Origin of the sequence: Levilactobacillus acidifarinae DSM 19394 = JCM 15949, assembly GCF_001434835.1 — a bacterium.
GTDB lineage: Bacteria > Bacillota > Bacilli > Lactobacillales > Lactobacillaceae > Levilactobacillus > Levilactobacillus acidifarinae.
This window is the reverse complement of sequence record NZ_AZDV01000003.1, coordinates 17391-30764: the sequence shown is the minus strand read 5'-3', so window position 1 is coordinate 30764 and position 13374 is coordinate 17391. Positions and strand designations below refer to the sequence as shown.

Genomic DNA, 13374 nt, shown 5'->3' with positions numbered 1-13374 from the left:
CAATGAAACTAATGTATCAACAAATGCTGGGATTCTTTGCGGCCATCACGATCATTCTGGTCCTCTTGGGAGTGTCGTACACCCAGATGACCCGGCGGATGGTGTACAGTAACACCTGGAATTCGCTGGAAAAATACTCGAACAGCCTGATCGAGCAATCCCTGCGCATCAGTGCCGACAATCCGAAAACGGTCAATTTCGACACCACCGCGCTGGAAAACAGTGAGCAATTGCTGCAGAACCAAGCGGTCAGCGTCACCATTTACAGTGCGGACAACAAAATCGTGTTTCCCGCCAACCTTTATCAACAATCCATTAATCAAACGGATTGGCGCAAACTAAAGGATAATCAGATCATCCATAAGGTGGTCGACCGGCGCGTACGTAACAAGAACGGGCGGATTACGCCGGCGATGACCGAGGTCATGAAACCGTACTTCTACAACCACAAGTTGGTCGCGGTGGTGGTGATGGGGGCCTTCGTGTCCGATATCAACACCAACATCAACCAAATCAACCACAACCTGATTCGCGCGTTATTCGTGTCGATTCTGGTGGCCATCGTGGCCAGCTATATTTTGGCGCGCTACTACACCAACCGGATCAACCGGTTGCGGGCAGCCACCAACCAAGTGGCGTTGGGCGACTACGACGTCCAAATGGTCAGCCGTAACCGGGACGAAATTGACGACTTGATCAACGACTTCAACGGGATGACCCATTCGCTGAAGGAATCGCAAGAGGAAATTCAACGGCAGGAACAACGCCGCCGGGAATTCATGGCCAATGCGTCGCACGAAATGCGCACGCCGTTGACCACGATTAACGGGTTGCTGGAAGGCCTGGCCTACGACGCGATTCCCGAAGAGAGCAAGGAAGAAAGTATCGACCTGATGCGGAGCGAAACCAGCCGGTTAATTCGACTGGTCAACGAAAACCTGGACTACGAAAAGATTCGGTCGAACCAGATCACGTTGAACCTGCACGAGTTTAACGCGGTCGACGCGCTGCACAACATTGTCGAGCAATTGAAACAAAAGGCCGAGGATTCCGGCGACACGCTGGAACTCGAGGTGCCCGATTCCGTGGCGGTTTATGCGGATTACGACCGGTTCGTCCAGATTATGTTTAACATCACCCAAAATGCCATTCAGTTCACCCAGGACGGCCAAGTGACCATCTCGGCTCAACGGGGGTACGAGGAGGCCATCATTCGGGTCGCCGATACCGGAATGGGGATGAGTGACGAACAGCTCAAAAACATCTGGGAACGTTACTACAAGGCCGATCCGTCGCGGAAGAATACCAAGTACGGGGAATCCGGTTTAGGACTCTCAATCGTTCACCAGTTGGTACAATTGCATCACGGGAAGATTAGTGTCACCAGTAAGGAAGGGGTCGGGACGACCTTTACCGTGATTTTCCCGGATCAGCACCAGACCAACGCCAACCGGGCCAAGACGGATTAACCTGAGCATGTTAGAATAGTGGAGAGTGTTAAGGACTAGAGTTCGTTTTAAAAGACTAATCTAGGAGGCTTAACGCTTCCGGGCCGGTCAAAAACGGGCTGGAACGGGGTGGGCACGGCTTCAAGCCCGTAGACCAGGTCTTGAAGACCGACTTTTATCTAGACCAGCAGAAAAACGTTGGCCAAGATAAATTTCACCCCTGAGCCCATTTTTGACCGGCCCTCCAGCTTACATTGAGCATATCAGTAACTTTGCCAATTATGCTTTCTCGTCACCAGTGTACAGTCTGGAGGCGAGCGGGGCGGTCCAAGTGTTCCCCCTGAGTGCCGGGGAGGGAATCAGTTTTATCCCAATCAGCGTTACGCGTACAGCTATGACTCTCTTAAACCAAAAGTACCACCCATATGAGGAGGAAAAATTTGAAACGTATACAAGTTACCGGGAAGTCCGTTCGTAAATTTGAGGACGGTTATCCCGTGATTGCCTTAACTGATTTAGAAAACCAACAAGACTTCGACGATGGCGCCTGGGTCCAACTGGAAAACCACGGCCATTTCGTGGCCACGGCTTACTTTGCCAAACAACACCGTGGGGCCGGCTACGTGCTGAGCTTACGCGAAAGTGACGCCATCGACGAACGCTTCTTTGCCAGCAAGTTCCGGGCCGCTAACGCCAAACGCGTGGCCATCAACGCCCAGGGCGCTTACCGCTTCTTTAACGATGTTGGTGACGGTCTCGGTGGGTTGATCGTCGACGCCTATCCGGAACAGTTATTTGTTTTCCGGTGGCAAAACCAGGCGTTGAAGCGCCAAGCCCGGTTGATCTACGCCGGTTTTCAGAAAGTTATGGGCAAGGACGTGACGATCTTATCCGTTGCGCCCGGCCAAGAAAAGACGCAAGTGATTACCGGTGCTTTGCCGAAGGGGCCCGTGACGGTCGTTGAAGACGGCGTGAGTTACCCGGTCGATTTGAGCGTTGCGCGACCACAGTTAGCCCTGGAATTCCGTGATGTGCGGGCCTGGGCGCACGACAACAGCCAACAACGGCGGGTCTTGAACCTCTTTAGCGCCGAGACCGGCGTGGTGACCGCCGCGATGGTGGGCGGGGCCATTGAAGCCGTCACGGTCGACCCGAACAACCGGGCGGCTACTTTGACGCAAGCCCAATTGGCGACTAACAACTTCGACCAGGCCGCTGTCGAAATGCGGACCATGGACGTTGCTAATTACCTGGACTACGCCATCAAGCATGGGTTGACGTTTGACACGGTCTTCATCAATCCGCCGGCCTTTATTCGTGGCAAGAAGCGTAAGTTCGATCTGAGTCAGGACTTAGAGGGACTGATCCAACAAGCCCTCCAGGTCACGACTAGTGGATCGGACGTCGTTATCACCACGACTGCACCGAGTTATTCATTAAAGCGGCTACGGACAACGGTAAATGACGCGGTTGAAAAATATACCGGTCATGTAACTGTTTCCACGACGTTCCACTCACCGGACGACTTCATGACCAACGATGCCGACCGTCAAAGCGAAGTGTTGAAGGGAATTCGGCTATCAGTTAATTAATGAAAACGAATGAAAATTTCACAATCAAGCGCGAAGAAACGGTTAGACCACTGTTTCTTCGCGCTTTTTTCGAAAGATAATAGTTTACATTTAGTGAAGAAACCTTTACACTTAATTGTGCGTTAAAAGTAAAGCGTTTTCAATGAATTCGGCATAAATGAAACGAGAGTGGGTATTTACAAATGGCAATTTTATTCGCACTGATTCCAGCGATTTGCTGGGGCAGTATCGGCCTGATTAGTGGCCGGTTAGGTGGGACCTCCTACCAACAAACCTTGGGAATGACGGCCGGGGCAGTTTTGTTCGGTCTGTTTTCACTAATGTATTTTCACGTGCAACTGACCGGCTTTGCGATGCTGGTAGGGATTGCGTCCGGTCTTTGCTGGGCGGTGGGACAATTCCAACAGTTCCAATCGATGAAATTCATCGGGATTTCGCGGACGGTTCCCATTTCGACGGGGTTACAACTCGCCGGGACGGCCCTAGCTGGGGTGTTGCTTTTCCATGAATGGAAGACGACCAGTATGGTGACCATGGGGACCATCGCGGTGATCGTGTTGATCGCCGGGGCCGCCTTGACGTCGTTACGCGACAAGCGGCAAAGCGTCAGTAGTGAACCGGTCGAAGCCGGCCGGGGCGCGACGGCCATCGCCATTTCGACGGTGGGTTACGTCCTCTACACGGTGATCGTGAACTTGTCCGGCTTGGATTCCAAGCTGATCCTGTTCCCGCAATCCTTAGGGATGATTTTAGGGGCCCTGATCTTTATCGTGCTGTCACCACAAAACCGGCGGAAGGTCTGGCATACGGCGACCGCGAAGAACATCATCACCGGGTTAGTCTGGGGCATTGGGAACTTCTTTATGTTCATGGCGATCCCGAAGGTCGGACTGGCCATCAGTTACTCGTTAGCTCAATGTGGGATCGTGATTTCCACCTTTGGGAGCATCTGGTTACTGGGTGAAAAGAAGACTGGCCGTGAAATGGTCTACACGACGATTGGCTCACTTTTAGTCATCGTTGGTGGGGTCACTCTCGGTTTAATGAAATAAGCTAGAATGGGCTGATGACGGGCGTTGTCGGCCTTTTTTTATGGTTAAATTTATATAAAATTCGTGGACTAGACCATTTACTTTCGGGGTGAAAGCGTTATAATGGACTAGTCAATACAAATACAAAGTGAGGTTATCTGAATATGGCACATATCGCCTTTGATAGTTCCAAACTTGCACCATTCGTCAATGATAATGAACTTGGAGAAATCCAAGCCATGGTTAACGCCGCGGATACGGAATTGCGGCAAGGTACCGGTGCCGGGAGTGACTTCCGGGATTGGTTAACCTTACCTCATGATTACGATAAGGCGGAATTCGACCGGATCAAGGCCGCCGCTAAGAAGATTCGTCAGGACTCCGAAGTCTTGATCGTCATCGGAATTGGGGGCTCCTATTTAGGTGCCAAGATGGCCGTGGACTTCTTACACGACACCTTCTTCAACACCTTACCTGCCGACCAACGCAAGGGACCTCAAGTCTTCTTCGTGGGGAACTCCATCAGTGCCGACTACGTGCACGACTTAGTTCATTTGATTGGCGACCGGGACTTCTCCGTTAACGTAATCTCCAAGTCTGGGACCACCACGGAACCGTCAATTGCCTTCCGGATTTTCAAGGGCATGTTGATCAAGAAGTACGGCCAAGCTGAAGCTAACAAGCGGATCTACGCCACGACCGACAAGGCCAAGGGTGCCTTGAAGACCGAAGCCGACGCTGCCGGTTACGAAACCTTCGTCATTCCCGATGGTGTGGGTGGCCGTTACTCTGTATTGTGCCCAGTGGGTCTGTTGCCAATCGCCGCATCCGGTGCCGACATCGACCAGTTAATGAAGGGGGCTGCCGACGCCCAAGACGCCTACGTGAACCCAGATTTGACTAAGAACGAGGCTTACCAATACGCCGCCTTACGGAACATTTTGTACCGCAAGGGTTACACGGTTGAACTATTGGAAAACTACGAACCTCGCTTGGCCGCCTTCGCCGAATGGTGGAAGCAATTGACCGGTGAATCCGAAGGGAAAGACGGTAAGGGGATCTACCCATCTTCCGCCAACTTCAGTACCGACCTGCACTCGTTTGGCCAATACATCCAAGAAGGTCAACGTAAGCTGATGGAAACCGTTGTGATGGTCGACCAACCAGAACACGACGTGGACATCCCGAAGGAAGCCGACGACTTAGACGGTTTAGGTTACCTGGAAGGCCGCACCATGGGCTTTGCCAACACCAAGGCCTTTGAAGGGGTTACCTTAGCTCATACCGATGGTGGTGTGCCGAACATGAGCGTGCACATTCCGGACCAAACGGAATACACCTTGGGTTACCTGATTTACTTCTTCGAAGTAGCCATTGCCATTTCCGGTTACTTAAACGGGATCAACCCATTCAACCAACCCGGTGTGGAAGCTTACAAGACTAACATGTTTGCCCTATTAGGCAAGCCTGGTTTTGAAGACCTCGGTAAGCAATTAAACGACCGGCTTTAAATCTGATTATTAATTTAATACGAAAAAGCGTCTCACAATTTTGTGGGGCGCTTTTTGTTGTTTACGAGGGGATTTGGTGGTGAAACTTCCCTGGTAAATGGACGGTCGAAAATATTTTTTGAATAAGGTAGCCAATTTTTAATGATCTCGTGGTTTGGCGGTATAATTCAAACGAAAATTACTCATAACTAGATAAGTGTCAGGAAGCGTCCGAACGTCTTGATATGAATCAGTCAAAACATTCCGAAAACTTCAATAGTTCAGTTATCTAGTGAAAACTAGTCCTGATTCCCGTTACAACGCTGAATTAACTACATTCTATAACTTCACAAGATTGTTAATTTACCGTTTATTCCGGTGAATGATAGCGTTAATCACTTATCGTGGAAATGGTTTTGAATTATGTTATAGTGTATAATTAATTTGAGAGATAGTGAATTGGCTAAATGTCTTAATTAAATCACAGTGATATTTAGGGTGGCGGGGGCCACCTTAAAGGAGGGACTAGGATGATGCAACAAGATGTAACCGCTAACAATAAACGCAAATGGTGGATCACGTCGAGCCTAGCCACGGCCGTCTTAACGGGGATGGTCTTGACGGGTACCACGGCGCAGGCAGAGACGACCACCACACCAGTTGAGACTACTAGCCAATCCACGAGTACGCCAGCTAACAGCAAACAGGCAACCATCACAACGAGGACAGTCGGCGAGCAAGCGAAGGCGGACGCAACCGCTCCAGTAACGCCAACGGCTGACACCCAGACTTCGGAACAGACGACGCAGGCAGAAGATACGGCGGCAACGCCTGAAACTGTCCCGTCGGCTGATGACACGAGTGCGGTTGCTCCCGAAACGCCAACAGCTGGTACGGAAACGCAACCGGCAACTGACACGGGAAATCAGGCATCACCGACTGAGACGGAGCAACCGGCGACTGAAAAGCCAACGTCAACGATGCCACAACCTTCGACACCAACCAATCCCACAGCAACGGAATCAGATGAGGACGCAACGACTGAATCGACAGGAACAACTCCGGTCGTTGAAGCACCGGCGACTAATGAACCTACCACCACAACACCTAAAGCGACTCAGGCAGACACGAAAAAAGGCCTTTCTGCGGCTAAGGCGGTGCCTGCAGCGTTAGCGGCGACACCTAATTCTGACGAGATTAGTGACGATGAGGATTTGAGTGATCGGTTTGATGATCCGGTCTTATTGGCGGCCGTGCGTAAGGCGTTAAACTTAAAGGACGGGGACGCCATCTATCTGGACACAATTAAGAACTTTGGCCTATGGTCCTCACTAAGAATTGACACAACTGCAAACGGTAATTATCAGCCAATTTCGAGTTTTAAAGGATTGGAAATTCTTAAGTATTTGCCAGAAAAGGGCCAAGGAGTGACCATCTTTACGCAACTGGGGACCTCGGGTGAGGATGTCAAAAATATCGATTTTTCACCATTATTGGGTATTAAACTTAATTGGTTGGATTGGAAAACTGATTTTTGGGGCAGTGTGACGGATAATCAGTTGGAGACGATCACTCAGTATGAAACGGATGCCATGCAGAATCTAGAATTCACGGCAACCAATATTAATAAAATCCATTTTACCGGGATGACGACGCACCAGTTTGAGATTTTGGCACCCTTCGTTCAAAAGATCCTTGAAAATTCTACGACTGCATCACAAACAGTGGCATTTTCGGGGAACAGCATTACGGATTTTAGTGCGTTAAATACGCTGTCACCTAATACTTCGTCGCGAGTGGTAGGCAGAAACCAGTACTACCAGGCAACGGATAAAATTGCTTATCAACCGGGTGATACGGTCGAGGTCACGTCACCAATGAAAGGAATTCTGGGCGAATCAATCAAGTATCAGGTACGTTACTATCAAAACGATGATAGCGGGGACCTCGTGATTGCGGAACCCCACGAAGCGACGATCATGGAGAATGGTCAGGAAAAAACGGTTTGGAAATACACATTAGTTAACCCGAAACTACACAATGGTCAACTAGTGTACGGCCAGTTTTACTATGATGACGCCGTGTACGTCACATATCCGGAAAACAGTTTAGGCCAACCAATGCCGAACTTTGAGTTAATGGCGGGAGCCATCGTTTATCAACCAATCGGCGAAGCCACCTCTACGGCTACGGTGACCTACGTGGACGATACAACGGGAGCTACCTTAACGACCGAGAACTTAACGGGAGACGTCGGGGCGACCAGTGCCTACCGTACAGCTACGACGATTAAGGGCTATACAGACTTGGGGTATGAGCTGGTGACGGATGACTATCCAGGCGACGGTGTGACGTTTACCAGTGCGGCTCAGGCCTTTACCGTTCACCTGAAGCATGGCATCACCACTTTGAACAACAGTAAACGGGTCACCCAAACGATTCACTACGTTTACGCCGATGGCACCACGGCAGCACCGGATTACACGGCCTGGTTGACGTTTACGCGCGCGGGGACCCGCGATCAAGTGACCGGGGAAGAAATCTGGGGTGAGTGGCAGAACATTGACGGTCAAGGGCGCTTTGCGGCGAAGAACTCACCGGTATTGACCGGGTACTTGGCGGATCAAGCAGAAGTTGCGGCGATTGACGGCATTACGGCTACGAGTGATGACTTGACGACGACGGTGACCTATACCGCCCGGGAGGCGCAAAATATTCTGATTACCTACGTGGACGATACCACGGGGCAAACGTTGCATACGGAGGCGTTAAAGGGGGATGCGGGAACGGTGAGTGATTACCGGACCGCGGCAACCATTCAGGATTACCTGAAACAAGGTTACGAACTGGTCAGTGATGACTACCCGGCCACGGGGGCCGAATTTACGGCCGACGTGCAGACCTTCACCGTGCGTCTGAAGCACCGGGTCACAACGGTAGGTAACAGTAAACGGGTGACTCAAACCATTCACTACGTTTATGCCAATGGGACGACGGCGGCACCGGATTATACGGCTTGGTTAACGTTTACGCGTAGTGGGACTCGCGATGAGGTGACTGGCGTGGCAACCTGGGGCGAGTGGCAAAATATCGACGGTCAGAGTAGCTTTGCGGCCAAGACGTCACCAGCCATTGCTGGGTACACGCCGGATCAAACGATGGTGGCGGCGATTAATGGGGTCACGGCCGCTAGTGCGGATGTGACGACCACCGTGACCTATACGCAAAAGGGAGCGGTGGTGCCACCAGTGACACCACCAGTGACGCCGCCGGTTAAGCCAGTTGAGCCGGAGAACCCAGACGTTGATCCCGGGGCAACGAAACCGGATGTGGTCACCCCGAAACCGGGACCCGCAACGAACGGTAACGGGGCGGCAATAGTAACGCCTGCACGAACGAGACCCGCACAAGCGTCCTTAGCACAACCGGGATCCGCTCAAGCGGTCGGTACGGCGGCAAAGCGAGGAACGGCGGCAGCTGCGGCGTTGACGACCACGGCAGCGTCCCAGACGGATCAACAAGCCACCACGTTACCCCAGACTAACGAACGGGCAACGCCGTGGGCCTGGTTGGGCGTTCTAGGGGTGACCCTACTAGGTTGGGTTGGTTTGCGGCGAAAGAAAGACTAGGGAACGTCAAGGGAGTTTCCCCACCCATTAGGTAGGGGAAACTCTTTTTTTAATCCCCTTAACACGGGTAAGACTAGAATTATTGCTAAAAATTAATTTAGTTGGTTATTTTTTTAATATCTCGCTATTTGGTGGCATAAACTAGATGAGTGTTACTCACACCCGGAAAAGTGTCCGGATACGGTCGAACGATGGGAGACCGACCAGCGGAAGTGTTCCGAAATTGCCACTTGCTCAATTATCAAGTGAAAACTAACCGGAAATCCTTTACTAACGTGATGACAGCTGGTACGATGACATTCACAAAATCGTAAATTGACTATTCTAACCGATAGATGACAGTATTAATTGCTTAAGTCAAAAAATGGTTTTGAGTTAAGCTATAGTGTATAATTGTTTTGAGAGATATTGAATTGACTAACAACCTAACTAAATCGATCAATCACAGCGTAACTTAAGGTGGCGGGGGCCACTTTAGAGGAGGGACTAGATGACACGACAAAATGTAACCGCTGTTAATAAACGGAAGTGGTGGATTACGTCTAGCCTAGCTACGGCCGTTTTGACAGGCATGGTATTAGCAGGGACGACGGCGCAGGCGGATACGACCACGACTTCTACGGAGACAACGGGACAAACCACGACAACGACCACGAATTTAACGCAAACCCAAGTCAGCTTAAAGTCAGCTGCGGTGCCGGATACAACCAGCACGAAACAAACATCAACGACCGCTGACCCAACGACCACTGAACCGGTGGCAACTGAGCAGAACGGTACGGCGGATACGACCGTCACTGAGGAAAACGACGCTTCAGGCGCAACCACAACGAAAGACCAAACGCCAACAGAGCCGACGAACTCAGCCCCGGAGACGCCGGCTGAATCTAATCAAGCTGAATCCAATCCGTCGGCGGCGTCCGAGGATTCGACTTCAACGGATGCAACCGAATCGACGCCGGAAAAAAATCAAGCGCCAGCGTCAGACCCGTCACCGACGACCGAGACAACTACAGAAACTCCAGCAACGGAGACTGAAGATCCGGTAACGGATAAGGTGGCAGCTAAGGCGCAGTCCGTTCAGTTATTGTCTGCGAAAGCGGAAGTTGAAAAGACATCGGCTGCTGCGATTACTGACGATGAGGACTTGAGCGACCGGTTTGATGATCCGGCCTTGTTAGCAGCCGTTCGGAAAACTTTGAAGTTGAATGACGGGGACGCCATTTACTTAGACATGATTAAAAACTTTAATAAGATCGCAAACGTTTTTAGTATCGAGGCGTACACGCAGTTATCGCCTAGTGATCGGGCTTATGATCCGATTTACAGCTTAAATGGGTTAGAAGTTCTGCAGAACTTACCCGATTCGGTTTTGGGCGTGTCGCTAGATGTTCAGTTAGGACAAACGGCGGCTGATTTGCAAGCCATTGATTTTTCGCCCCTAAACGGTCTACGGATGCGGGGGATTAACCTCTACTCGAGTCATTGGGGAGCGGCTACGGATGAACAGTTGCAGGATTTAATGCAGGCGGACATTAGTCGGACTAAAAATATAGAAATTTCCTCACCGGATAAGTACACACCGACTCTGAATGGTCTCAACAATCGTCAATTTGCCTTGTTGGCGCCGTTTGTTCAAGCAATTTTAGAAAATACCGTAACCGATTCACAAATGCTTGGGTTTTCCGGGAATAATATTACGGATTACAGCCCGTTAAAGGGGCTTACGGCCAACAATGATTCCCAAGTCACGGGGTGGTTCCAATATTATCAGGCGACCAATAAGGTGGCGTACCAGTTAGGCGATACCATCGAAATTACGTCGCCCATTACGGGAATTCACGGGGAGTCGTTTAAGTACGACATTCGCTACTATCAAAATGATAATAGTGGGAACTTGGTCACGGCCGCCGCTCGCGCCGTCACCGAGACCGTTAACGGCCAGACCAAAACCGTCTGGAAGTATACATTGGTCAACCCTAAGCTGTATAACGGCCAACTGATTTACGGCCAATTCTCGTACGGTGACGCGGGCCGAACGACCTATCGTGAAAATAGCACGGGTCAACCGATGAGCAGTTTTGATCTTTTAGCGGGCGCCTTAGTTTACCAACCCGTGGGCGAAGCCACCTCTACGGCTACAGTGACTTACGTGGATGATACCACTGGGGAAACCCTGACGAGCGAAAACTTAACGGGGGACGTGGGGGCGACTAGTGACTACCGAACGGCCACCACAATTAAGGGTTATACGGATTTAGGCTACGAATTGGTAACTGACGATTATCCGGTTGATGGCGTGACGTTTACCGATGCAGCACAAGCCTTTACGATTCACTTGAAGCACGGGGTTACGGCCCTGAATAACAGTAAGCAAGTCACGCAAACCATCCATTACGTCTACGCCGATGGCACCACGGCGGCGCCGGATTATACGGCCTGGTTAACGTTTACGCGTGAAGGGACCCGTGACCAAGTGACTGGTGAAGAAACTTGGGGTGAGTGGCAAAATATCGAGGGTCAGGATGGCTTTGCGGCTCAGACCTCGCCCACGTTAACTGGTTACATCGCGGATCAATTAGAAGTGCCCGCCGTGACCGGCATTACCGCGGCCAGTGATGATGTGACGACTACCGTCACGTACACGGCCCAAGACGTTCAAAGCGTAACGGTGACCTACGTGGATGAGACCACGGGCGCCACGCTCAAGACCGAAACCTTGACGGGACTTTACGGCACCACCAGTGAGTACCGGACGGCGGCCACCATTCAGGCTTACCTGCAGCAAGGGTACGAGCTGGTTAACGACGATTACCCAGCCACCGGCGTTGAATTCACGGATCAGGCGCAAGCCTTTACCGTGCGCCTAAAACACGGGATGACGACGTTAAACAACAGTAAGCGTGTGACCCAAACGATTCACTACGTTTACGCCGACGGGACTACGGCGGCACCGGATTACACGGCCTGGTTAACGTTTACGCGCGAGGGAACTCGCGACCAAGTGACCGGAACGGAAACTTGGGACGAGTGGCAGAACATTGACGGCCAGGGGAGCTTTGCGGCGAAGACGTCGCCAGTATTGACCGGCTACATTGCTAACCAACCAGAAGTCGCGGCCATTCATGACGTGACGGCGACGAGCGGTGATTTCACGACGACGGTGACCTACACTGCCCGTGACGCGCAGAACGTGCTGGTGACCTACGTGGACGAAACGACGGGACAAACGTTGCACACGGAAGCGTTAAAGGGTGACGCCGGGACGGTCAGTGACTACCGAACCGCGGCAACGATTCAAGCTTATTTGCAGCAAGGTTACGAGTTGGTCAGTGATGATTACCCGACTACGGGGGCCGAATTTACGACCGAGGTTCAGACGTTTACGGTGCGCTTGAAGCATCGAATGACGACGATTAGCAATAGCAAACGGGTCACCCAAACGATTCACTACGTTTACGCCGATGGCACCACGGCGGCGCCGGATTATACGGCCTGGTTGACGTTTACCCGTTACGGGATCCGCGATGAGGTGACCGGTGTAGCGACCTGGAGTGAGTGGCAAAATATTGACGGTCAAGGCAGCTTTGCGGCCAAGACGTCACCAACCATTGCCGGATACACACCGGATCAAGCGACCGTGGCGGCGATTAACGGCGTGACGGCCACGAGTGCGGATGTGACGACCACGGTGACCTATACTAAGAAGGGGGCCGTGGTACCAGTGACCCCACCGGTTAAACCGGTCAAGCCAGTTAAGCCCGGAAAACCGGACGTGGACACGGGCGCACAACCCGATGATGGTACCGCTAAACCGGAATTAGTGACCGGTGGTAATGCGGCTGCCGGATTGACAGCGGCCCAAAAGTTACGGGCTCAGCGCTTAGCGGCGCAAGCTAATGGTGCAGCGGCGAACCGGGGAACTGGGGATGCTGCGGCAGTGACCGGAACGGCCGCCGATGGGACGGCCCCAACGGCGCGAGCCACTCAAGCGGACACCGCTCTGCCACAGACCAACGAGCAAACCACACCGTGGGCCTGGTTAGGGGCTTTAGGGTTAAGTTTGTTAGGCTGGGTCGGTCTACGCCGAAAAAAGAATTAAATAAATCCATAAAGGGTTTCTCGTGAGTAGCGGGAAGCCCTTTTAGTATTTGATTAAGCTTACTGATACGATTAGATAATAA

The 13374-nt window shown here is 51.6% G+C and carries 6 protein-coding genes; all 6 read left to right on the top strand.

From position 1 onward, the window contains the following. Positions 1-2 precede the first annotated feature (2 nt). The 6 genes from FD25_RS00770 to FD25_RS00745 all read left to right on the top strand — a co-directional run bounded on the left by FD25_RS00770 (position 3) and on the right by FD25_RS00745 (position 13292). Positions 3-1469 carry a sensor histidine kinase gene (locus FD25_RS00770; RefSeq protein WP_057800690.1) on the top strand — a complete coding sequence of 489 codons (1467 nt, stop codon included), beginning with the start codon at positions 3-5 and terminating at the stop codon, positions 1467-1469. Positions 1470-1888: 419 nt separating this feature from the next. Continuing rightward, entirely contained in the window at positions 1889-3040 is a 1152-nt protein-coding gene (locus tag FD25_RS00765) for a class I SAM-dependent methyltransferase (RefSeq protein ID WP_057800689.1), read from the top strand. A gap of 182 nt (positions 3041-3222) precedes the next feature. Then, positions 3223-4092, top strand: coding sequence for a GRP family sugar transporter (locus FD25_RS00760; RefSeq protein ID WP_057800688.1), 870 nt, complete (start codon positions 3223-3225; stop codon positions 4090-4092). A gap of 143 nt (positions 4093-4235) precedes the next feature. Further along, a complete protein-coding gene (locus FD25_RS00755; RefSeq protein ID WP_057800687.1) occupies positions 4236-5582 on the top strand; it encodes a glucose-6-phosphate isomerase in 1347 nt (448 codons plus the stop codon). A gap of 509 nt (positions 5583-6091) precedes the next feature. Further along, positions 6092-9190, top strand: a complete 3099-nt coding sequence (locus tag FD25_RS00750; RefSeq protein ID WP_057800686.1) for a mucin-binding protein — start codon at positions 6092-6094, stop codon at positions 9188-9190. Positions 9191-9680: 490 nt separating this feature from the next. Further along, positions 9681-13292, top strand: a complete 3612-nt coding sequence (locus FD25_RS00745; RefSeq protein WP_057800685.1) for a mucin-binding protein — start codon at positions 9681-9683, stop codon at positions 13290-13292. Positions 13293-13374 lie beyond the last annotated feature (82 nt).

Bases quoted from the DNA above. Each gene is read 5' to 3' on its own strand.
- FD25_RS00770 (WP_057800690.1), top strand. From the start codon at position 3: ATGAAACTAATGTATCAACAAATGCTGGGATTCTTTGCGGCCATCACG.
- FD25_RS00760 (WP_057800688.1), top strand. From the start codon at position 3,223: ATGGCAATTTTATTCGCACTGATTCCAGCGATTTGCTGGGGCAGTATC.
- FD25_RS00755 (WP_057800687.1), top strand. From the start codon at position 4,236: ATGGCACATATCGCCTTTGATAGTTCCAAACTTGCACCATTCGTCAAT.
- FD25_RS00750 (WP_057800686.1), top strand. From the start codon at position 6,092: ATGATGCAACAAGATGTAACCGCTAACAATAAACGCAAATGGTGGATC.
- FD25_RS00745 (WP_057800685.1), top strand. From the start codon at position 9,681: ATGACACGACAAAATGTAACCGCTGTTAATAAACGGAAGTGGTGGATT.